The sequence below is a fragment of the Aggregatibacter sp. HK296 genome, from assembly GCF_980469475.1.
Map to the genome: position 1 here is coordinate 1,386,105 of NZ_OZ413142.1, position 23,623 is coordinate 1,409,727.

The window sequence follows — 23,623 nt, forward strand, 5'->3', positions numbered from 1 at the left end:
CTATCTGCGACAAACATTTTCACAAGGAATCCCATCATTATCCCGATCAAGACGCCCCTCACCACAGACATTAAAGTGGTATTTCGCTTCAGCACAAGAACGCATTTCTTTGCAATACTTCCGCTCATCACAACTGAACTCCTCATGATGATTTGATTTCGCAACGGCAAACTGTACCAGACCAAGTGCAACAAAAATGAAAAATATCTTCTGCATAATAAATTCCTTTATTAGGATTTTAAGATGAAATCAGAATACAGACTCAATTAAAATCAGTGACTGCAAGCACAATTATAGGTAAATCACTTCAGAAAGGAAATTTTAGAAAAGGAGAAAAAAGAAAACCTAGCATTTCTGCTAGGTTCTGTTTTTGGTGCTCTGAGCGAGACTTGAACTCGCACGACCTACGGTCACTACCCCCTCAAGATAGCGTGTCTACCAATTCCACCACCAGAGCTTAATTTGATAAATTTTATTGTTGAGGAATATCGCTATTTTTTGTGTCTAACACAGCAGGTGCTTTTTGCTGTTGTTGCTGAATTTGTTCAGCAGTTCCGGATAAGTCATCAAATGCGCCCTGTTTTGCATTGTTTTTGTGCGAATTGATGTTACCGATAACGATACTAATAACAAAGAAAATAATCGCTAAAACAGCTGTTGTTCTAGAAAGGAAGTTACCTGCACCGGCAGAACCAAAAACGGTACCGGATGCGCCACCACCGAAAGATGCACCGGCATCCGCACCTTTACCTTGTTGTAACAGGATAAAAGCGATAAGGGCAATGGAAACGACCAAATAAATGATTAACAACGCTGAGTACATTTTATCTTCTCTGATTTAGCAAATTCTAATGAAAAATAACGGCGCAGATATTAGCGGATATCTCGGCGCTCCGCAAGTTGTTTTATGTATTTTTACGCTGTTTGGTGCAAATTCGATCAGTAAAAAAACATTTTGAAAAACGACCGCACTTTTAGGCCTCATTAACTTTTCTTTGCCCTCGGTACGGTCTTGTTCACACCTGGATTATGCCGACTCAACTCGCGTAAAGCGGAAAAATTAATGTAGTGCAATAATTCAGGCAAAAGCTGGGTGAGGTTTTGCATGAATTGCTGATAACTTGCTTGTTTACGGCTAATGCCATCAAGCTGTGACTCCCAATGTGCCGTCATGTCAGGCTGCGTTGCCATATCTGGTAAGGCGTTAATTAAAATTCGTCCCGCCTCGGTGCTGTGAATATTACGGCCTTTTTTATAGAGAAAACCACGCTTAAACAATAATTCAATAATTCCTGCACGCGTCGCTTCCGTGCCTAACCCATCGGTTTCACGCAAAATTTTTTTCAATTCTTTGTCTTGCACGAAACGAGCAATGCCTGTCATTGCAGAAAGCAAGGTCGCATCTGTAAAAGGTTTTGGCGGTTGCGTTTTTTTACTGATAATTTCACCCTTTTCGCAATGCAACATTTGCCCTTTTTTGACGACCGGCAGCAGCGTATCTTGCTGTTCATCGTCGCTGTCTTCTTTACCCCAAAGCTGTTTCCAACCGGCAATTTGCAAATTACGCGCCTGCGCGATAAAAGTTCCTCCGGCAATATTCAAGGTGATTTTACATTTACGGTATTCTGCATCCGGGCAGAACTGCATGAGGTATTGTCGAGCAATCAGAAAATAAATATTTTGTTCCGCCGGAGTCAAACTCACCGGGCGGTTCTTTGCCGTCGGGATGATGGCATGGTGCGCTTCGACTTTTTTATCATTCCAACAACGATTTTTTTGTTCAGGATCAATAATTTCCGGCAAAGGTTGAAATTGCGTTAAATGGGTAGAAATAGCATTCATCACCGCCATGCGATCCGTAAAATGTTCTTTTGGCAAATAACGACAATCAGAACGTGGGTAAGTGATCAATTTATGGGTTTCATACAAACGTTGACAGGTATCCAGCACTTCCTGTGCGGACATCCCGAACCGCTTGGCAGCATCAATTTGCAACGCTGACAAGGAATAGGGCAACGGTGCTGTTTCTTTTTCCCGTTTATCCGAATAATCCGTCACTTCCGCCGGTTGGTCGGTAATGCGCTTCACCACATTTTCTGCCAGTGCATGAGATAATACGCGCCCATCCTCGTCCAGATAATCTTCACAGGCTTTGCTCGGCTGCCACAACGCAGAAAAAAGTGCGGTCGATTTCTTCGGTGTTTTTTCCTCTTTTGGGTCACGCAACCAAGCCAACACCTCAAAGAAATCCTTTGGTTGGAAATGTTCAATTTCCAAATCACGGCGTACGATAAGGCCAAGTACGGGCGTTTGTACCCGCCCAACGGAAAGCACGCCGTTATAACCAGCCTGTCTGCCTCGAATGGTATAAGCCCGTGTCATGTTAATGCCATAGAGCCAATCGGCGCGCGCACGTGCCAACGCGGAGGTGGCAAGTGGCACAAAATCACGATTCGGTTGCAATTTTTTGATGGCTTTTTCTACCGCACTTGGGTTCAAGTCGCTGATTAAACAACGCTGAATCGCATTGCGCTTTTCTGCTGGTAAATTGAGATAACTGAATACTTCGTCCACCAGCAACTGCCCTTCACGATCCGGGTCACCTGCGTTAACGAGGATGTCCGCTTGTTGCACCAACTTTTCAACGGTTTTTAGCTGTTTATAGGTTTCTTTTTTCGGGATCAACTGCCACTTTTGCGGCACGATAGGCAAATCCTCTAAGCGCCATTGTTTGAAACGGGCATCATAGGCATCGGGTTCTGCTTGTTCCAGCAAATGCCCCACGCACCACGTCACGCAGTCGTTATCACCACATTTAATAAAGCCGTCACCGCGTTGGTGCGGTTTCGGCAAAACATCAGCGATAGCGCGTCCAAGGCTCGGTTTTTCTGCTATAAAAAGTCGCATAAACAAGAAAACGCAGAGGAGAGAAAGAGGTTAGCCGATTTCGCGGCGACCTAAGAAAGAATGGGTCAGTGTGGTGCCATCCACCATTTCCAATTCACCGCCTACCGGAATGCCGTGGGCAATGCGGCTGACTTTGACGTTTTGTTGCAAACACAATTCTGCAATGTAATTCGCCGTAGCATCGCCTTCGACAGTGGGATTTGTCGCCAAAATCACTTCCTTGAAGGATTCTGTTTGTAAACGTTTTTGCAATAAATCCAAGCCGATCTCCCGTGGGCCAATGCCGTCCAATGGCGACAAATGCCCCATAAGCACAAAATAACGCCCTGAAAATTGCCCGGTTTGCTCAATGGCAAGAATATCTGCCGGCATTTCCACCACACAAAGCAACCCCGAATTTTGACGGCGAGGATTGTTGCAAATATGGCAAACCTCTTCTTCCGTGAACGTACGGCAATGTTCGCAATGGCCTATTTTCGACATTGCTTCAGTCAGCCCTTGTGCCAAACGCATACCACCACTACGGTTACGTTGCAATAAATGATACGCCATACGTTGTGCGGATTTAGGACCAACGCCCGGTAATACACGTAAACTTTCGATCAAATTTTCTAACAAGGGACTAGTTTGCATAAGGTTCTCGGTGAATTGACTGAAAAAATAAACCGCACTTTAGTCATAAAGTGCGGTAAGTTTTACGGACGTTTTTTAGAATGGCATTTTGAAACCCGGCGGCAATGGCATGCCGGCGGTGACAGACGCCATTTTTTCTTTTTGTAACTCTTCAGCACGGCGTACTGCATCATTAAATGCAGCGGCGATTAAGTCTTCCAGCATTTCTTTGTCGTCTTCCATTAAAGAAGGGTCGATGTCAATACGACGGCAGTTATGCGCACCGTTAATCGTGATTTTCACTAGCCCTGCGCCTGACTCGCCGGTCACTTCTAATTGTGCAATTTCTTCTTGCATTTTTTGCATACGATCTTGCATTTGCTGGGCTTGTTTCATCAAGTTGCCCAAACCGCCTTTTCCGAACATAAATTTTCTTCCGTTATTAAAAAGTTGAGTAAAAAAAGTGTGGGCATTTTAGCGAAAAAATTGCCGATTGGGAACGATCAATTTACCGTGTCGTTGCGCAGCGCCTTTATCCATATTATTATCCGAGCCCTACCCTCTTCTGATAAAAAAGCACTGCTTTTTGAAGATAAACGCACAATAAAACAACCGCACTTTTAACAGAAAAATGATGGAAACCCGACACTACATCACCATGGCCATTGCCGTGCTGGCCTTACAACTCATGCTATTCGGTTTTAGTCGTACACTCGGCTGGCTTTTTAATCTCAACCCCAAAACACGCACTAAGCTGACCATCACCCTCTTTTTGCTATTCAATATTTTGGTTTCTACTGCGCCATTGCGTCTTTATACCGAAAGTTTTCGAGTAAGCGCCTTGCTTCTCACTCTATTGTTGTTTTCAACATTTAGCAGCCTAATTGTGGCTTTTCTTTACCTGCTTCGCAAACAATGGCGTAATCAAATAAAATGGCTTTATCCTGTGATTTTTCTCAGTTTCATCGCCACCGCCTGTTACAACGCTTATGTGCCGACCATTCGCCATTTTCAAGTGAAATTAGATAAACCTATGCAACCTTTACGCATTGGTATGGCAAGCGATTTGCATTTAGGGCGTTTGTTTGGTTCAACACAGTTAGATACGTTGGCTGATATCATGCGGCAGGAAAAAGTAGATATTATTTTGCTCCCCGGCGACATTATGGATGATAACGTCAACGCCTATTTAGCAGAAAAAATGCAACCGCACTTTGCCAACCTACAAGCCCCACTTGGCGTATATGCCACCCTGGGAAACCATGACTTCTTTGGCGATCAACAACGCATTGAAGCGGAAATGCGCAAAGCAGGGATCATTCCCGTGATGGATGAAAGTGTCGTGATTGATGGACGTTTTACCCTCATTGGTCGCAATGACGACCTTGTTAAAAACAGACCAACGGCGGCGCAATTACTAAAAGGTGTCAATACGGCATTACCAGTGATTTTAATGGATCATCGTCCAACAGAGATTGAACAACACGCCAATTTGCCCATTGATATTCAGCTTTCCGGGCACGCTCATAATGGACAAATTTTCCCGGCAAATTTTGTTGTAAAACTGATTTATCGCTTAAGTTACGGCTATGAAAAAATCAATCAAGGACACTTTTTTGTCACGTCAGGTTATGGCTTTTGGGGCGTGCCGATGCGTTTGGGCTCACAATCGGAAGTGATGATCATTGACGTGGTCGGACATTAAAAAAGAACTATTCTCAATACCGAATCCTGTGTATAATCCAACCTCCTACGCTTATGTTTTTATGATGACAGAGGACTCGAAAATGAAAAAATTCGTCAACGCAACTCTTACTTCTCTTTTCCTTATGGCTTCTGTGACGGCAAATGCTGTGACCGTCACAGATGCTAAAGGTGAATTCACTATAGATAAAACCCCAAGTCGCATTGTCGCGTTAGAATATTCTTTCGTTGATGCCCTTGCTCAAGTTGGTGTTAGCCCGGTCGGCGTTGCCGATGACAACGATAAAACCCGCATTTTGCAGGAAGTGCGAGATAAAATACAACCTTGGCAATCTGTCGGTACCCGTTCGCAACCAAGTCTTGAAGCGATTGCCGCATTAAAACCTGATTTAATTATCGCCGATCCTTCCCGTCACACCGCAGTGTATGAAGAATTGAAAAAAATCGCCCCGACCATGATGTTTGATTCCCGTCATGAGAGCTATCAGGAGAATCTTGATACGGCACAAAAAATCGGCGATGTTGTCGGCAAAGGCGGTGAAATGAAATTGCAAATTGATAAACACAATAAAATTATCGAAAGCATTGCGCAAAATATCAATGTGAAAGGCAAAAAAGCAATTTTCGGCACCTCACGCGAAGACAAATTCAATTTACAAAATGACAGTGGTTATGTCGCCAGCTTCCTTGGTGTTCTAGGTTTTAACTCGCCAAAATTACCAAACGCCACTCAAGCCTTTGCTGAAATCAATCTTGAGCAATTAGTGATGGAAAAACCGGACTATATGTTTATCGCCCACTATCGCCAAGAAAGTATCGCCCGCAAATGGGAAGCAGAACCATTATGGCAAGCCATTCCTGCCGTAAAAGCCAAACATGTATTTAGCGTCAATGCCGATATGTGGGCGCGCGGACGCGGCATTACGGCCAGCGAGATCATGGCAAAACAAGTTGAACAATTCGTTAATCAAAAATAATGTTTGGTACGGCTTTTCGTTGGGGCTTCCCCCTGATAGGACTGGCTTTCCTGTTGTGGGGAAGCCTGTTTTTATACTACCCTATTGAAATTTCACCATTAGATGCGCTAAACGCCTTTTTCCCCAATGGCGATGAATTGGCCAAGATCACCGTGGTCGATTTACGTTTCCCTCGGGCGTTAGTGGCGATCGCATTAGGCGCCAATTTGGCGGTAGCCGGGGCATTATTACAAACCATCACCCGCAACCCACTAGCCTCACCAACGCTACTAAGCGTCAATTCCGGCGCAAGTTTGGCTATGGTAACGGCGAGTGCCATTAGCCCGGCCTTATTATCAGGCTATAGCATTGCCTTGGTGGCAAGTATCGGCGGTGGAATCAGTTGGTTGGTTGTAATGTTGATCAGCAACGCGTGGAAAGACAGTAGCGGCGATCGCAGCCGCGTGATTTTGGCAGGGATTGCCGTCTCCTTATTATGTACTGCCCTCACCAAATTAGTGTTAATTATGTCGGAAGATCATGCCTTTGGCGTAATGAGTTGGCTTGCCGGCGGCATTTCTCACGCCCGTTGGAATGAATGGCACGCTATTTGGCCATTCCTGCTATCGAGCGCTCTCTTTTGCCTCTTCTTTGCCAGCCGCTTAAATTTACTCAATTTAAGCGACGAATCCGCTCAATCCTTGGGAATTAACCTGTTCCGTCTGCGTTGGTATGCCAATATCATGGCATTATTAATTGTGGGTTCTGCCGTTAGTGTAGCCGGCCCGGTCGCCTTTATCGGTTTGTTAATTCCACACTTAGCGCGTTATTGGATCGGCTATGATCTACGAAAATCATTACCCATGTCCATGTTATTAGGTGCTATTTTAATGTTGGGGGCTGATACCGTTGCCCGTGCTGTTGATTTCCCAAGTGAAGTACCTGCCGGCGCCATTTTGGCCTTAATCGGTGCGCCAATCTTTGTATTATTTGCCAGAGGAAAACACTAATGCGCCGTTCTCATTCAGGATTCCGTGCAATCGGCTTTTACTTATCGGCACTCTGTACGGTCGCGCTATTATTTGTATTAAGCATTCGCTACGGCACTTACACGCTATCCTTTGATGAAATTAGCCAGGCTTTTCACCCTGACGATAAAAACTATTTCACGTTAATGGAATACCGTCTGCCACGCGCGCTACTTGCCATTATTATCGGCGGTGCATTGGCCATTTCCGGGGTATTGGTGCAAAGCGTTGTGCGTAATCCGTTGGCCTCTCCTGATATTTTAGGAATCAATAACGCCGCCGGTTTGGTCGCCGTCACCGTATTAATCTTCCTACCGAATTTAGCCTTTTACTGGCTACCGATTTTTGCCTTTATCGGCGGTGTCCTGTCTTTCATTTTGTTATGGATGATATGTGGTTTTAACTTTCGCCCGATCAAAATGGCCATTATCGGCGTAGCGCTTTCTGCCCTATGGGCGGCAATCAGCCATTATTTAATGCTAACCAATCCGGTAGAAATCAACACAGCTATGCTTTGGCTCACCGGAAGTTTGTGGGGCAGAAGTTGGGCTTATGTCAATGTCGTTTTGCCTTGGTTGTTGGTGTTATTACCGTTACCGTTTATTTTCTGTCGAGATTTGGACACCTTAGGTTTAGGTGAAAACAAAGCGGCCACCTTGGGAGTAAGCGTAAATAAAACGCAAATCTTGGTATTAGTGCTGGCTGTTGCGCTTTCCACCACCGCCGTCGCCATTTGCGGCCCCATCGCATTTCTCGGCTTAGTTGCACCGCACTTAGCACGCAAATTGGTCGGTGGACGTCACCGCACATTATTGCCGGCGGCCATGCTAATCGGCACGTTGTTGTTACAAATTTCCGATATTTTAGCACGGGTTATCGATCCGCCGACAGAACTGCCCGCCGGTATTCTCACCGCCATTATCGGCGCCCCTTACTTCTTCTATTTATTGATGAGAACGAAATAATGAGCATTGAGATCAATAAGTTACAATTAGGCTATCAAGATAAAACTATCGTACGGGATTTATCTCTCAGCTTTCCGAGCAACCAAATTATTGCCTTAATTGGCCCGAACGGGTGTGGCAAATCCACAACACTGAAAGCAGTGGCCCGTTTGCTCAAGCCTCGCCTAGGTACAATTACGCACAAAGGCAAAGATATTTGGCAAAGCACCCCGAAAGAATACGCTAAACAATTAGCGTTCTTGCCACAACAACATTTGGTGCCGGAAGGCATTAAAGTATGTGAATTAATTGCTTACGGCCGTTCGCCTTATTTGAATTTGTGGGGCAAATTAAGTGATAAAGATGAGCAATTAGTGGCTTGGGCTATGGAACAAACCCACACCACAGAATTAGCGGAACATTTGGTATCGGATTTATCCGGCGGGCAACAACAACGGGTTTTCTTAGCCATGACATTAGCGCAAGATGCAGAGCTTGTTCTGTTAGATGAACCCACAACTTATTTGGATCTCAACCGACAAGCGGAACTCATGGGCATGATGCGTCAAATGCAACAAAACGGCAAAACCGTCATTACAGTACTCCATGATTTAAATCAGGCTTGTCGTTATTGTGATTATTTAATCGTTCTCAAAGACGGCAACCTTATGGCCCAAGGGACGCCTGACGAAGTGATGACAGAGGGGTTGTTAAAAGAGGTGTTTGATTTAGAAGTGGTGATTCACCGCGATCCGATTAGCCAAACACCAATGTTTATTTTGAAGTAAATAAAGTGCGGTCATAAAAAACATTTTATTTTTCGACCGCACTTTTAACATTAAAAAAAAAACATCGCCATTGATGACCGAACTTTTAAGCGTTATCTATCGCAAAAGAAATCACCTCTTTAATACTCTCCGCGCCCATGGCAATCATGAGCAAGCGATCCACACCGAGAGCGACGCCTGAACAATCCGGAATTCCGGCTTGTAACGCCCCCAACAACCGCTTATCAATATCACGCACCGGCAGACCGGCTTTTTCCCGTTGACGATTATCCAACTCGAAGCGATGTAATTGTTCCCGCACATCCGCCAATTCATGGAAACCATTAGCAAGCTCTAGCCCTTTGTAATAAAACTCAAAACGCTCTGCAACACGCAGATCCTCCGAGCTAATTTGCGCCAACGCCGCTTGGCTTGCCGGGAAATGATATACCACGACCGGGCAGTCATGTCCGATTTGTGGTTCCACCACCGTACTGAAAAGAAATTGCAACAACGTATCGCGATTCTCTTTTTCAGCATCAACCAACTGATATTTTTTCGCTTTTTCCACAAGTTCGGATAATTCCGCCGACAACGGATCCAATCCGACATATTGTTGAAAAGCGAATTGATAGCTCATGCTTTCTGCCGGTGGACACTCCAATATTTGTTGTAATAAATCATCTACTTCATTAATTAAACGGTACATATCAAAGTGTGGTCGATACCATTCCAGCATCGTAAATTCCGGATTATGGCGATTACCCGCTTCTTCGTTACGAAACACTTTGCCAATTTGAAATATCGGACCACTGCCGGCGGCCAACAAACGCTTCATGTGATATTCCGGACTGGTGGAAAGCCACAACGTTTTAGATTGTTCGCCAAAAGGAGAAATAAATTCGGTACTGAAGGTAGCCAAATGAAGATCTGTTACGCCAAATTCGCTTAATACCGGTGTTTCTACTTCCAACAAACCGCGATCAGTAAAAAATCGACGAATTTCTGCAATTAATTTTGCACGGTCAAGTAAGTTTTTGATGGATGCCGTTGGTTGCCATGCTTCTTGTTCAAACATAAATATCCCTTTGCTAAAGATCATTTGAAAAATTTGTCCGTCATTCTAAAACAAGTGAATCAAAATTCATAAATGAATCCTTTTTCCACCGCACTTTTATGCACTTTTTAGTTAATTCAACGTTAATGACTTGTTAACAATAAGACAAAATGTAAACAACTGGTTCTGTTTGTTAACTTTTTTGAGGTAGATCACGAAATCGCGACAAAGTTTGAGAAAAAAGGTTCTAATCACAAAAAATAATGGCAAAATGACTTCACCCTAACAGTACCAAAAATCTATTTGGTGTTTTTATTATCATCCCTTTACTTGGAGGAATATCGTGCAAACTGTTAACGTCGATATCGCCATTGTTGGCGCAGGTGGCGGTGGTTTACGTGCGGCGATTGCTGCAGCCCAAGCTAATCCAAATCTTAAAATTGCTTTAGTATCAAAAGTTTACCCAATGCGCAGTCATACTGTTGCGGCTGAAGGTGGTGCTGCGGCAGTGATTAAAGAAGAAGACTCCTACGATAAACACTTCCATGATACCGTTGCCGGTGGCGACTGGTTGTGTGAGCAAGATGTCGTGGAATATTTCGTGGAACACTCTCCGGTGGAAATGACTCAACTTGAACGCTGGGGCTGCCCTTGGAGCCGTAAAACCGATGGTGATGTAAACGTACGCCGTTTCGGTGGGATGAAAATCGAACGTACTTGGTTCGCTGCCGATAAAACCGGTTTCCACTTACTTCACACGTTATTCCAAACCTCCATTCAATACCCACAAATCATTCGTTTCGATGAACACTTTGTATTAGACATTTTAGTGGATGACGGTCATGCACGTGGTATGGTTGCCATGAACATGATGGAAGGTTCTTTAGTACAAATTAATGCTAACGCCGTTGTTATCGCCACCGGTGGTGGTTGCCGTGCATTCCGTTTCAACACTAACGGCGGTATTGTTACCGGTGACGGTTTATCAATGGCTTATCGCCATGGCGTACCATTGCGTGACATGGAGTTCGTTCAATATCACCCGACCGGCTTACCAAATACCGGTATCTTAATGACCGAAGGTTGTCGTGGTGAAGGTGGTATCTTAGTCAATAAAGACGGCTATCGCTATTTACAAGACTACGGTTTGGGACCGGAAACGCCAATCGGTAAACCGGAAAACAAATACATGGAATTAGGTCCACGTGACAAAGTATCCCAAGCATTCTGGCAAGAATGGCGTAAAGGCAACACATTGAAAACAGCCAAAGGCGTTGATGTGGTGCACTTAGACTTACGTCACCTTGGTGAAAAATACTTACACGAACGTTTACCATTCATTTGTGAATTAGCAAAAGCTTATGAAGGTGTTGATCCGGCACAAGCGCCAATTCCTGTACGCCCGGTAGTTCACTACACCATGGGTGGTATCGAAGTTGACTTCAACAGCGAAACCCGCATTAAAGGTTTGTTTGCGGTGGGCGAATGTGCTTCTTCCGGTTTACATGGTGCTAACCGCTTAGGCTCCAACTCCTTGGCTGAATTAGTGGTATTAGGTCGTGTTGCGGGTGAATACGCGGCACAACGCGCAATTGAAGCCACACCGGCGAACCAAGCCGCACTTGATGCACAAGCACAAGACATTGTAAAACGTTTGACTGATCTCTATAACCAGGAAGGTACTGAGTCTTGGTCTGAAATTCGTGACGAAATGGGTCAAGCCATGGAAGAAGGTTGCGGTATCTATCGTACCCAAGAAAGTATGCAACAAGCTGTTGATAAAATTGCGGAACTCAAAGAGCGTTACAAACACATTCGTATTACTGACCGTTCTAGCGTATTTAATACAAACTTATTATATACCGTTGAATTGGGTTACATTTTGGACGTGGCACAATCTATTGCGAACTCTGCAATTGAACGTAAAGAGTCTCGTGGTGCGCACCAACGTTTGGATTACACCGAACGTGATGATGTGAACTACTTGAAACATACCTTGGCGTTCTATAACGAAAACGGTGCACCACGCATTGAATACAGCCCGGTGAAAATCACTAAATCACAACCGGCAAAACGTGTTTACGGTGCAGAAGCAGAAGCAGCAGAAGCAGCCGCCAAAGCAAAAGAACAAGCTCAAGCGGGTAAGGAGTAATAATATGGCCGAACAATCAATCATGAACGTTGAAGTTCTACGTTATAACCCCGAAGTTGATAAGGAACCGCACTTAAAAACCTATCAAGTGCCTTATGACAGCCAAACATCCTTACTTGATGCCTTAGGTTACATTAAAGATAAACTTGAACCGGAACTTTCTTATCGCTGGTCATGCCGTATGGCGATCTGTGGTTCTTGCGGCATGATGGTAAATAACATTCCAAAATTGGCATGTAAAACCTTCTTGCGTGACTACAGTGGTCATATGCGTATTGAAGCCTTAGCAAACTTCCCGATTGAACGCGACTTGATCGTGGACTTAAGCCACTTTATCGAAAGCTTAGAAGCCATCAAACCTTATGTGATTGGTAACAAAGCGCCTGAGTTAGATGGTAAACCGCATCCATCAAAAGAATTAGCGAAAAGCCGTACCAAACAAACCCCGGCACAATTGGAAAAATATCGCCAATTCTCGATGTGTATCAACTGTGGTTTATGTTATGCCGCCTGTCCACAATTCGGTTTAAACCCGGAATTCGTTGGTCCAGCCGTATTAACCTTAGGTCATCGTTATAACTTAGATAACCGCGACCACGGTAAAGCAGAACGGATGAAAATCATGAATGGTGAAAATGGCGTTTGGTCTTGTACCTTCGTAGGTGCCTGTTCAGAAGTGTGTCCAAAACATGTAGGCCCGGCAACCGCCATTAACCAAGGCAAATTAGAAAGTGCCAAAGATTATCTCATTTCCATGCTTAAACCGAAGGCGTAAGGGGAAAGATTATGACTACAACAGTAAGTAAACGTAAAAAATACGTTCGTGAAATCACCCCGACTTGGTGGAAAAGTTGGGATTTCTACAAATTCTACATGCTACGTGAAGCGACTGCCGTGCCAACCGTTTGGTTCAGCTTAGTATTGCTTTACGGTGTGATTTGTTTAGGCAAAGCAGATGGTTTTGTCATGAATTTCATCCCATTCTTACAAAATCCACTTGTTGTTATTCTTAACATCATTTCATTGGCCGCTTTATTGCTCCATGCTATCACATTATTTGATATGACAGGCGAAGTGATGTCGGGTACTACCGGTTTGCCGGCAAAACTCATTAAAAATGCTTTACGTGGCGCGTTTGTCGCCGTCACCGTATTGGCTTTAGTGTTAGTATTTATCTAGGGGGAAGTCATGGTTAATCAAAATCCAAAACGTTCAAACGAACCACCTGTATGGTTAATGTTCAGTGCGGGTGGCATGGTAAGTGCTTTGGCTTTCCCGGTGTTAATTCTTATTCTCGGTTTCCTATTACCTTTCGGTATCGTTAGTCCGGAGAATATCATTGCCTTTGCACACCACTGGCTAGGGAAATTAGTTATTCTCGTTCTCACAATTTTCCCAATGTGGGGAGGCTTACACCGCGTTCATCACGGTATGCATGATATTAAAGTTCATGTACCGGCCGGCGGATTTATTTTCTACGGTTTGGCAACACTTTATAGCATTATTGTGTTATTTGCCGTGTGCAATCTATAATCTCCCATCACGAATAAAAAACTCCCTCACTGTAGGGAGTTTTTTTATTTCTAGCTTCTCTTTCAGTATATAAAACATTCAATTCGTACATATTACGAACAACAAAACCTTATTTTTTATGTGACTTCAATCACAGTTCATCAAAAAAATCATTTACTAATAAACACGCCATCTATATTTTGTTAACAATTATATAACAAAAGGAGGTTTTATCATGCAATTCACACTATCAAAACAATATAGTCCTATTCGCCAAGCGATCACTGCAAACTATCGTTTAGATGAGAAAAGTGCAGTCGATTCTTTAGTGAAAACATTAGATTTTTCTCCAGAACAAGAACAACGCATCACAGAGAATGCTATTAAGTTAATTAAAAAATTACGCCAACTGAAACAAAAACAATATGGCGCAGATGCCTTAATGCAAGAGTTTTCATTAAGCAGTGAAGAAGGAGTCGCGTTAATGTGCTTGGCTGAAGCCTTGTTACGTATTCCTGATGCACAAACCCGCGATGACTTAATTTATGAGAAATTGCAAGAAGGGAACTGGAAATCTCACATTGGCAATTCCAATTCGTTCTTTATCAATGCAGCCAGTTACGGTCTACTGTTTGGTAAAAAAATCAGTGAAAGCTTGGATGAAAACAGTTTATCAAACGCACTCACCCGTAGTTTCTCTCGTTTGTCTGCGCCTATTATGCGTATGGCAATTATCAAATCTATGCAGATTTTGGGTAAACAGTTCGTTACCGGCGTGACCATGCAAGAGGCATTGCAAAACATCAAACCACGCTACGAAAAAGGGTTTACCTTCTCTTTTGATATGTTAGGTGAAGCTGCAATGACTGAAGCCGATGCACAACGCTATTTCAATGACTATTTACACGCCATTGAAGAAGTGGGCAAAGACGCAGCCGGTAGAACCATTTATAACGGCAACAGTGTTTCCGTTAAACTTTCTGCGATTCACCCGAAATATAGCCGTTCCAAATATGATCGTACCATCAATGAGCTTTACCCTCGCTTAAAAGAACTCTTCTTATTAGCGAAAAAATACAACATCAGTATCAATATTGATGCGGAAGAGGCCAATCGTTTAGAGCTTTCCCTCGATCTTGTGGAAAAATTATTAGATGAACCGGAATTACAAGGCTACAAAGGCATTGGTTTCGTGGTGCAGGCGTACTCCAAACGTTGTCCATTTGTGTTGGATTATTTGATTAATTTAGCTCGAGAAAAACAAGGCTATTTGATGATTCGTCTTGTTAAAGGCGCTTATTGGGACAGCGAGATCAAATGGGCACAAGCAGATGGTTTGGACGGTTTCCCACTTTACACACGTAAAAATCACACCGATATTTCTTATATTGCTTGTGCGAAAAAATTATTTGCTGCACAAGATGTCATTTATCCGCAATTTGCCACCCATAACGTGCAAACCATGTGCACGATTCACGAATTAGGCCAAGGTAAAAACTTTGAATTCCAATGCCTACACGGCATGGGGGAATCTCTTTATGACAATATTGTGGGGAAAGACAATCTGAATCAACAAGTGCGTGTCTATGCTCCGGTGGGTACACACGCTACCTTGTTAGCCTATTTAGTCCGCCGCCTCTTAGAAAACGGTGCAAACTCCTCTTTCGTTCACCAGCTGGTTGATGAAAACATTCCGGTCGAACAACTTGTGACACCACCATGGAAGCTTTATGCAAAATCTCATGGCGAGCCGAATAAGTCGGTTCTCAAACCGTTAGAATTATTTAAAAACCGTAAAAACTCCGCCGGTTTCGATCTGAGCAATGAATTGGAATTAGCAAGATTAGAACAAGCGCTGAATGTGGCAACCATCGAAAACGCTACCTCTTTGGTTGCGTTTGACAATGCTGAAAATGCACCGGCACATCAAGTCACCAATCCGGCCAACCTCAATGAAACGGTTGCAGAAGTGGCCTTTTTAGCCGTAAATCAAGCGGAAAAAGCGTTTACCGCTGCCGACAATACCCAATGGAAAGCTAAAAGTGCGGTGGAAAAAGCCAATGTTTTACGCAATGCTGCCGACTTATATGAAGAACATTTCGGCTTATTGATGAAACTCGCTGTGGTTGAAGCGGGTAAAACCTTGCCAAACGCCATTGCCGAATTGCGTGAAGCCGTGGATTTCTTACGTTATTACGCCGTTCAATTAGAACAACTGGCAACACAAAATCACCTTGCCGAGCCCCGTGGAAAAGTGCTTTGTATTTCTCCATGGAACTTCCCATTAGCCATCTTTACCGGCCAAATTGCCGCCTCTTTAGCGGCTGGCAATGCTGTGATTGCAAAACCGGCTGAACAAACCTCATTAATTGCGTATGCCGCAGTGAAACTCTTACACCAAGCCGGTATCCCGAAAGAAACCCTACAACTGGTGTTAGGTGCCGGAGATTTAGGAGCAGCGTTAGTCCAACAAGCTTTTGATGGCGTCGTATTTACCGGCTCAACCGAAGTGGCCAAACTCATTGAGCAACGTCTGACATTAGCAGATAACGATCCTGTGTTGATTGCGGAAACTGGCGGTCAAAACGTGCTTGTTGTTGATTCTTCAGCCTTACCGGAACAAGTCGTTGCTGATGTTCTCAGCTCCGCCTTTGACTCGGCAGGTCAACGTTGTTCCGCATTACGCATCTTATTATTACAAGAAGATGTGGCAGATCATTATTACAAAATGATCACGGAAGCCATTAAAGAATTAAGTTTAGGCGACCCACGTCTATTGGCTACCGACATCGGTCCTGTGATTGATGAAGAAGCTAAACAAAATCTAGAAAACCACAAGGCAGCCATGCGCAAAGTCGCCCGCGCTTATGCGGAAATCGACACGCCGACTCAAGGGCATTTTGTGGCACCAAGTGTGTATCTGTTGGATAACCTCGATCAAGTACAGCGTGAAGTCTTCGGTCCGATTCTACACATCGTACGTTATAAAAAAGATAACTTACTCAATGTCCTCAAAGCGGTAAATGAAAAAGGTTATGCGCTGACCGGTGGTTGCCATACCCGTATCCGCAAACATATGGATATTGTGGAACGCCACTTAAACTGCGGCAACTTCTATATCAACCGTAATATTGTAGGCGCGGTAGTTGGTGTTCAACCGTTCGGCGGACATGGATTATCCGGCACAGGGCCGAAAGCCGGCGGTGAGTTCTATTTGCAACGTTTAACCCGTACGCCTCGCTATTACAGCCAATTTGGCGATGAAAATACGCTAGGCACAACCAAACCGGTATTAGAAAGTATCACCGGTGAACACAACTCCTTAGCTTATCTGCCTTGTGAAGTAGCCATTCTCAACGGCGACTTAGCGGCAGCAGAAAAAGCGGCAGAAAAATTGCTTGCCAAAGGTTTTAGCATTTTGGTGGAACCACAGCATCCATTAGCCGCCAAAGCCAAACCGGGCATTCGTGTGGATACGAAGTTAGGTTATTGTCAAAAAGGCATTTATTTGACCGCACTTGATAAAGCTAAACGTCAATGGTTGGCTGAAAACAGTCAAGCTATTTTCAAATGTTACGACTGGCAAGATACCCAAGATTTACTGCCATTGTATGATGAGTTTTCTCGCAGTTATAACACCACTGCGGCAGGTGGAAACACCTCATTAATGTCCTCTCAAGAAGAATAAAAGGAGTGTTTTATGCAAATCTACATCACCTTTGGCCTCTATTTGGCAATTATTTTAGGCATTGGGTTATACGCCTATCGTTCCACCAAAAATTTTGATGATTACATTTTGGGTGGACGAAAAATGGGAAGTTTCGTGACCGCCATGTCAGCCGGTGCTTCCGACATGTCCGGTTGGCTATTAATGGGGTTACCCGGCGCGATTTTCTTATCAGGCCTTTCCGAAGCATGGATTGCTGTCGGCTTAACCGTTGGCGCCTATCTGAACTATCGCGTTGTGGCAGGACGCTTGCGGATTTTCACTGAGAAATATAGCAATGCGCTGACCTTACCTGAATTTTTTGCACAACGTTTTCCGCGTCAGAAAAAAGCGTTAAAGATTATTTCTTCAGGCATTATTCTCTTCTTCTTTACCATTTACTGCGCTTCCGGCGTGGTAGCGGGAGCGAAGTTATTCCAAAGCTTATTGGGCTTAGAATATTCCACCGCACTTTGGTTAGGGGCATTAGCGACCATTACGTATACCTTTATCGGTGGCTATTTAGCGGTTTCATGGAGCGACACCATCCAAGCCTCATTAATGATTTTCGCCTTGATTTTGGCACCGGTCATGGTATTGCTCAACATCAGCTGGGATGAAATCACGATGTCTTTGGAAGCCAAATCTGCTGTCACCGGCATTCCTTACAGCAACTGGCTGCACAATGTTTCCGGTATCGGCGTTGTCTCTGCGTTGGCTTGGGGCTTGGGTTATTTCGGACAGCCACACATTCTTGCCCGTTTCATGGCAGCAGACTCTGTCGCCTCTCTCGAAAAAGCCCGTCAAATCGGAATTTCTTGGATGTTCCTCTGTCTTGGCGGCGCCGTTGCAGTAGGGTATTTCGGATTGGCCTATTTCACCACCCAAAATATTCAACTATACAATGCAGAAGCGGTTTTCATTGAGTTAAGTAAAGCAATGTTTAACCCTTGGATTGTCGGTATCGTTTTATCCGCGATCTTAGCAGCGGTGATGAGTACCTTGTCCGCCCAATTATTAATGTGTTCCGCAGCAATTACAGAAGATTTCTATAAAGGTTTCTTCCGTAAAGGCGCTTCCAGCCTTGAATTGGTCTGGGTCGGTCGTTTAATGGTATTGTTAATCTCGGTGGTTGCCATCGCTATCGCACAAGATCCAAACTCTAAAGTAATGGGCTTGGTTTCCTATGCATGGGCGGGCTTTGGTGCCGCATTCGGTCCGGTTGTTATCCTCTCTTTATTCAACCGCAATATTAGCTCCAAAGCGGCATTATGGGGAATGTTATCCGGCGCTATCACCGTGGTGGTCTGGAGTCCACTAATGAAATACTTGGGCTGGGAAGATTTGTCTCACCTCTATGAAATCGTCCCAGGTTTCTTGGTATGTTCTTTCATCACCATTACCTCTTCCGTGTTCGCACCGGTACATCCGAAAGTGATGGAACAATTCGATGCTGCTTTAGCTGAATTTGAAGCAAGACGCTAAAAAAGTGCGGTCATTTTTAAATGTAAAATAGGGCGGAATTTCCGCCCTTATCTTTTTCTATTCTCTTTAGGTTATTCCTATCTAAATAGCATTGCTTAATTTATAGCCATCATTTTCCCCTTTATATTTACTCACTATTCGGTAATATACTGCCTCTTTAAATCCGATATAATTAGTCGGGTATTTTACTTTCAATCGTAAAATCTGAATGTGTTTGACACAAATAATTAAGTTATCTACCTCTAATTTTCTCAAGGAGTGATCAAATGGGACAATATAAGAAGTTCTGGTACCTATTAGTCGCCGTATTAATAGGGGCGTTCTCTATTCTCGGCTACTATGGCTTTGAAATCTATCGTGAAGCACCGCCAATTCCAAAACAATACGTGACGGAAAAAGGCGAACCTGTTATCACACATGACAATATTTTACACGGTCAAACCGCTTGGCAAACTACTGGTGGTATGCAGTTAGGTTCCGTCTGGGGCCATGGCGCATATCAAGCACCGGACTGGACCGCCGACTGGTTACACCGCGAATTAACCAACTGGTTAGACATTGTTGCAAATCAAGAATACGGCAAAAACTTCGTCGATTTAAATGATGACCAACAAACCATCTTAAAAAGCCGTTTAACCAAAGAATACCGCGGCAGTAAAGTTGACGAAAACGGCACAGTAGTGCTTTCCGCCAACCGTTTAGCGGCAATCGATAAAACAGCACAATACTATATTTCTTTATATGGTGATGATCCGGCGAGCAAAGCAACGCGTGAACACTTCGCCATGAAAGACAATACCTTGCCGAGCTTAGAAGCCCGTCAAGATTTAGCAAAATTCTTCTTCTGGACAGCATGGACTGCCTCCGCAGAGCGTCCGAATACCCATGCCACTTACACTAACAACTGGCCGCATGAGCCGTTAATCAATAACGTCCCGACACCGGAAAACGTCATGTGGTCTATCGCCAGTATCGTCTTCCTCATTGCCGGTATTGGTTTCGTGGTGTGGATTTGGTCATTTAAACATCGTGAAGATGAAAAAGATCCGATTTCCCCGGAAGTTGATCCGCTAACCAAATTGCAATTAACGCCATCACAAAAAGCCTTAGGTAAATATTTATTTACCGTACTTGCGCTTTTCTTCGTGCAAGTGAACTTAGGTGCCGTTGTGGCGCACTACACGGTTGAAGGTCAGGAATTTTATGGTTTGGATATTTCCCAATATCTTCCATATTCTTTAGTACGTACATGGCACATTCAAGCGGCATTATTCTGGATCGCCATGGCATTCTTGGCCGGTGGTTTATTCCTTGCACCGATTATCAACGGTGGTAAAGATCCGAAATACCAAAAACTTGGCGTAGATGTTCTCTTCTGGGCGTTAGTCGTCTTGGTTGTTGGCTCCTTCACCGGTAGCTATTTGGCCATCGCGCATATCATCCCTGAAGAATGGAGCTTCTTGTTCGGTCACCAAGGTTATGAATTCATCGACTTAGGTCGTTTCTGGCAAGCAGTTAAATTCGCCGGTATCTTGTTCTGGTTGGTATTAATGCTACGCGGCACCGTGAATGCGTTCAAACAACCGGGCGACAAAAACTTACTTGCCTTGTTCTTCGCCTCCGTTATCGCCATCGGCTTATTCTATGGTCCGGCATTATTCTACGGCGAACATACACACTTATCCGTGATGGAGTACTGGCGTTGGTGGGTAGTTCACCTTTGGGTAGAAGGCTTCTTTGAAGTATTCTCCGTGGCGGCACTATCCTTCATCTTCGTAAGTTTAGGTTTAGTTTCCCGTCGCACAGCGACTGTGGCGACCATCACCGAAGCGGCATTGTTCTTAATCGGCGGTATTCCGGGAACCTTCCACCACCTATACTTCGCCGGTGCGACAACCCCAATTATCGCTGTGGGTGCATCCTTCTCCGCGCTTGAAGTTGTGCCATTAGTTTTACTTGGTCATGAAGCCTGGGAACACTGGGAAATGAAACAAAAAGCGCCGTGGATGGATCGCTTAAAATGGCCTATTTACTGCTTCGTTGCCGTTGCCTTCTGGAATATGTTGGGTGCGGGTGTGTTTGGTTTCTTAATCAACCCACCGATTTCCCTCTACTACATCCAAGGACTAAATACCACCGCAGTACACGCCCACGCAGCATTGTTCGGGGTATATGGTTTCTTGGCATTAGGTTTCGTGTTCTTAATTGCACGTTACTTACGACCAAACACACCATTCAACGACAAATTGATGAAATGGGGCTTCTGGTTGCTTAACGGCGGGTTGGTCTTAATGATTGCCTCCAGCCTATTACCAATCGGTATCATTCAAGGTTACGCGAGTATCTCTGAAGGCTTATGGTATGCCCGCAGCGAAGAATTCATGCAACAACCGTTATTCGACACCTTACGCTGGGTGCGTTTAGTCGGTGACGTTGTATTCATCTTTGGTGCGCTTGCATTCTTCTGGCAAATTTTCACCATGGTTTTCTTCAAACCAAAACATATTGCCAATTAAGTAAATTGAGCAAAAAACAAAGCTGCTGATTTTAAATCAGCAGCTTTTCATATAAAGATATACAAAAACAGGGCGAAATTTCCGCCCTGTTTTGTTTTCTTATTTCAACGTCACCAGCCAACAATTATGAATTTGCTTATTGCGTTCAAAGTCCAACGGCAAGGTTTTGTGAGAAATTTCCACCGCACTTAAACCTAATTCTTCCAACTTAGCAAAATCCATTTTGAAACCGCGTTTGTTGTTAGAGAACACAATGGTGCTGTTCGGGCGCAGAATGCGTTTTAAATTCGTCATTAACTTAATATGATCCCGCTGTACGTCCCAACTGTCTTCCATACGTTTGGAGTTAGAGAATGTCGGCGGATCAACAAAAATCAAATCAAACTGCCGATCGCATTTTTCTAACCACTGCAGGCAATCTGCTTGAATCAGTTTATGTTGTTTGCCTTCAATGTCGTTCAACAACAAATTCTGTTCCGCCCAGTTGAGATAGGTATTTGACATATCCACGGTAGTGGTAGATTTTGCCTTACCCAACGCTGCATGTACCGTTGCCGAACCGGTGTAAGCAAACAAATTGAGGAAATCCTTACCTTGCGCCATTTCACCCAACATTTTACGGGTCAGGCGGTGATCCAAAAACAAGCCGGTATCCAAATAATCCGTTAAATTCACCCACAACTTCGCGCCGTATTCGTTCACATAAAAATACTCGCCTTTGTTTGCCAATTTTTCATATTGATTAGTGCCTTTTTGTTTTTGGCGCACTTTCAGAATCAACTTATTGGTTTCAATGCCGGTCACTTGCAAGGTAGCATTCACCGCATCCAACAACCGTTGGCGGGCTTTATTTTCATCAATATTTTTCGGCGCGGCATATTCCTGCACCACAATGTGATCGGCATAACGATCCACTGCCAAATTGTATTCCGGCAAATCCGCATCATATAAGCGATAAGCGTCTAGCCCTTGCTGCTTCGCCCATTTCTCAATTTTCTTGATATTTTTTTGCAGGCGATTAGCGAAATCCACCGCGACTTCAGACGTTACCGAAGAAGTGCGATCAAATTCTAGGGCATTTTCTACCGCACTTTGCTCTGTGCGCTCGGCAATTTGATAATTTTTCTGGACACAATCTAACGGGCCGTTTTTCGCTTTAAACTGACGGTGAGAACGTAAACGCAAGCAATCTAATAGACTTGGTTCACCGCTAAAAATGGACGCATTCCAGCCGGCAAATTGTTGTTTCAAGCGTTGCCCAAACACAGAATATAAGGCAATCAGCGCCGGTGTTGTGCCTAAACGTTCGCCGTACGGCGGGTTACAAATCACCGTGCCTGCTACGTTCGGACTTGGATTTTTTATCGCCGCCACATCGCCCTGTTGCCATTGCATCAGATGCGCCACGCCCGCATTTTTGGCGTTTTGTTTGGCTTTTTGCAATACACGATGATCCAAATCGAAACCATAAAAGTGCGGTGGGTTTTCACGTTGTTTTTCGGCTTCCGCCAAGGCTAAAGCCTCTTCTTTCACCTTTTCCCACGCTGCCTGATTATGCCCTTGCCAAAAATCAAAGCCCCAATGCAGACGATATAATTGCGGTGCAATTTGCGCTTCCATCTGTGCGGCTTCAATCAATAGTGTACCCGAACCACACATCGGATCCACCAACGGCGTACCTTTTTGCCAACCGGAACGCAACACAATCGCGGCAGCCAAGGTTTCACGCAACGGCGCTTTGCCCGTGTCTTCACGATAGCCTCGCATGTGCAACGCATCGCCGCTCAAATCAAGCGACAGCACCACATCATCACGATTCAAATACGCATGAATACGAATATCCGGTTGCTCTTTATCCACGTTAGGACGGGCGCGACCATGACGCTCAAAATAATCCACAATACCGTCTTTCACACGCATCGCGCCAAATTGGGTATGGCGAATTTCTTGGTTCGTACCATTAAAATCCACGAAAAAATGGACTTTTTCATCAAAATAATCCAACCAATTCACACCCACCACAGCAGAATATAAATCCAAATCGCTAAAGACTTTCGCTTGCACGATAGGCAATAAAATGCGTGAACTCAAACGGCTCCAAAGCAAAGTGCGATATAGGGTTTCGTCATCCGCCCAATAATGCACGCCGCCTTGCGCGACTTTAGCATCCTGTGCGCCTAATTCGGTCAATTCGGATTTCAAAAGCTCTTCAAACCCACGGGCTGTCGTGGCAAAAAGTTGTTTCATAAGGTCTCAATGGTTGGAAAAAATTGGCGG

General features: G+C 44.3%; 19 protein-coding genes and 1 tRNA gene. 12 read left to right on the forward strand and 8 right to left on the reverse strand.

Annotated elements, in window-relative coordinates; genetic code table 11:
• From AC30SH_RS06485 to AC30SH_RS06510, 6 genes are all read right to left on the reverse strand, one after another.
• A complete protein-coding gene (locus tag AC30SH_RS06485) occupies positions 1 to 216 on the reverse strand; it encodes an excalibur calcium-binding domain-containing protein (RefSeq protein WP_111296584.1) in 216 nt (71 codons plus the stop codon).
• Between the two features lie 155 nt (positions 217 to 371).
• A tRNA-Leu gene (locus AC30SH_RS06490) sits at positions 372 to 457 on the reverse strand.
• A gap of 15 nt (positions 458 to 472) precedes the next feature.
• Positions 473 to 823 carry a preprotein translocase subunit SecG gene (gene secG, locus AC30SH_RS06495; protein ID WP_006717383.1) on the reverse strand — a complete coding sequence of 117 codons (351 nt, stop codon included), beginning with the start codon at positions 821 to 823 and terminating at the stop codon, positions 473 to 475.
• A gap of 161 nt (positions 824 to 984) precedes the next feature.
• A complete protein-coding gene (locus AC30SH_RS06500) occupies positions 985 to 2,907 on the reverse strand; it encodes a DNA topoisomerase III (RefSeq protein WP_314885509.1) in 1,923 nt (640 codons plus the stop codon).
• A 30-nt stretch (positions 2,908 to 2,937) separates the two neighbouring features.
• Positions 2,938 to 3,540 carry a recombination mediator RecR gene (gene recR / locus AC30SH_RS06505; RefSeq protein WP_021615662.1) on the reverse strand — a complete coding sequence of 201 codons (603 nt, stop codon included), beginning with the start codon at positions 3,538 to 3,540 and terminating at the stop codon, positions 2,938 to 2,940.
• 75 nt (positions 3,541 to 3,615) lie between these two features.
• Positions 3,616 to 3,945, reverse strand: coding sequence for a YbaB/EbfC family nucleoid-associated protein (locus AC30SH_RS06510; protein WP_006717376.1), 330 nt, complete (start codon positions 3,943 to 3,945; stop codon positions 3,616 to 3,618).
• A gap of 208 nt (positions 3,946 to 4,153) precedes the next feature.
• Between AC30SH_RS06510 and AC30SH_RS06515 the strand changes: the two genes are divergently transcribed.
• The 5 genes from AC30SH_RS06515 (at position 4,154) to fecE (ending at position 8,939) form a co-directional block, all read left to right on the forward strand.
• Positions 4,154 to 5,224, forward strand: a complete 1,071-nt coding sequence (locus tag AC30SH_RS06515; protein ID WP_489582404.1) for a metallophosphoesterase — start codon at positions 4,154 to 4,156, stop codon at positions 5,222 to 5,224.
• Positions 5,225 to 5,306: 82 nt separating this feature from the next.
• Positions 5,307 to 6,200, forward strand: a complete 894-nt coding sequence (locus AC30SH_RS06520; RefSeq protein WP_489582276.1) for a Fe(3+) dicitrate ABC transporter substrate-binding protein FecB — start codon at positions 5,307 to 5,309, stop codon at positions 6,198 to 6,200.
• On the forward strand, positions 6,200 to 7,189 hold the full coding sequence (gene fecC / locus AC30SH_RS06525; protein WP_489582277.1) for an iron-dicitrate ABC transporter permease FecC: 990 nt from the start codon (positions 6,200 to 6,202) through the stop codon (positions 7,187 to 7,189). Before AC30SH_RS06520 ends, fecC begins: the two co-directional genes overlap by 1 nt.
• Complete coding sequence (gene fecD, locus AC30SH_RS06530; RefSeq protein WP_109058567.1) at positions 7,189 to 8,172, forward strand: Fe(3+) dicitrate ABC transporter permease subunit FecD; 984 nt, start codon at positions 7,189 to 7,191, stop codon at positions 8,170 to 8,172. Before fecC ends, fecD begins: the two co-directional genes overlap by 1 nt.
• Complete coding sequence (gene fecE / locus AC30SH_RS06535) at positions 8,172 to 8,939, forward strand: Fe(3+) dicitrate ABC transporter ATP-binding protein FecE (RefSeq protein ID WP_048748836.1); 768 nt, start codon at positions 8,172 to 8,174, stop codon at positions 8,937 to 8,939. The genes fecD and fecE overlap by 1 nt, the downstream gene beginning before the upstream one ends.
• 85 nt (positions 8,940 to 9,024) lie before the next feature.
• Here fecE and epmA read toward each other — a convergent pair whose 3' ends face one another.
• Positions 9,025 to 9,996: an elongation factor P--(R)-beta-lysine ligase gene (gene epmA / locus AC30SH_RS06540; protein WP_048748838.1), complete on the reverse strand. Its 972-nt coding sequence runs from the start codon at positions 9,994 to 9,996 to the stop codon at positions 9,025 to 9,027.
• 322 nt (positions 9,997 to 10,318) lie between these two features.
• On the opposite strand from epmA, the gene frdA reads away from it, so the two are divergent.
• The 7 genes from frdA to AC30SH_RS06575 all read left to right on the forward strand — a co-directional run bounded on the left by frdA (position 10,319) and on the right by AC30SH_RS06575 (position 21,346).
• On the forward strand, positions 10,319 to 12,127 hold the full coding sequence (frdA, locus tag AC30SH_RS06545; RefSeq protein ID WP_048748841.1) for a fumarate reductase (quinol) flavoprotein subunit: 1,809 nt from the start codon (positions 10,319 to 10,321) through the stop codon (positions 12,125 to 12,127).
• Positions 12,128 to 12,131: 4 nt separating this feature from the next.
• Positions 12,132 to 12,902 carry a succinate dehydrogenase/fumarate reductase iron-sulfur subunit gene (locus AC30SH_RS06550; RefSeq protein ID WP_048748842.1) on the forward strand — a complete coding sequence of 257 codons (771 nt, stop codon included), beginning with the start codon at positions 12,132 to 12,134 and terminating at the stop codon, positions 12,900 to 12,902.
• An 11-nt stretch (positions 12,903 to 12,913) separates the two neighbouring features.
• Complete coding sequence (gene frdC / locus AC30SH_RS06555) at positions 12,914 to 13,306, forward strand: fumarate reductase subunit FrdC (protein ID WP_489582278.1); 393 nt, start codon at positions 12,914 to 12,916, stop codon at positions 13,304 to 13,306.
• Positions 13,307 to 13,315: 9 nt separating this feature from the next.
• The gene (gene frdD, locus AC30SH_RS06560) at positions 13,316 to 13,660 is read left to right on the forward strand and encodes a fumarate reductase subunit FrdD (protein ID WP_489582279.1); all 345 of its coding nucleotides are present in this window, start codon (positions 13,316 to 13,318) and stop codon (positions 13,658 to 13,660) included.
• Positions 13,661 to 13,874: 214 nt separating this feature from the next.
• Positions 13,875 to 17,327, forward strand: a complete 3,453-nt coding sequence (putA, locus tag AC30SH_RS06565; protein WP_489582280.1) for a bifunctional proline dehydrogenase/L-glutamate gamma-semialdehyde dehydrogenase PutA — start codon at positions 13,875 to 13,877, stop codon at positions 17,325 to 17,327.
• A gap of 12 nt (positions 17,328 to 17,339) precedes the next feature.
• On the forward strand, positions 17,340 to 18,830 hold the full coding sequence (putP, locus tag AC30SH_RS06570) for a sodium/proline symporter PutP (RefSeq protein WP_006717353.1): 1,491 nt from the start codon (positions 17,340 to 17,342) through the stop codon (positions 18,828 to 18,830).
• Positions 18,831 to 19,096: 266 nt separating this feature from the next.
• Complete coding sequence (locus AC30SH_RS06575) at positions 19,097 to 21,346, forward strand: nitric-oxide reductase large subunit (protein WP_212510476.1); 2,250 nt, start codon at positions 19,097 to 19,099, stop codon at positions 21,344 to 21,346.
• A gap of 99 nt (positions 21,347 to 21,445) precedes the next feature.
• Here AC30SH_RS06575 and rlmKL read toward each other — a convergent pair whose 3' ends face one another.
• A complete protein-coding gene (gene rlmKL, locus AC30SH_RS06580; protein ID WP_212510475.1) occupies positions 21,446 to 23,593 on the reverse strand; it encodes a bifunctional 23S rRNA (guanine(2069)-N(7))-methyltransferase RlmK/23S rRNA (guanine(2445)-N(2))-methyltransferase RlmL in 2,148 nt (715 codons plus the stop codon).
• Between the last annotated feature and the right edge of the window lie 30 nt (positions 23,594 to 23,623).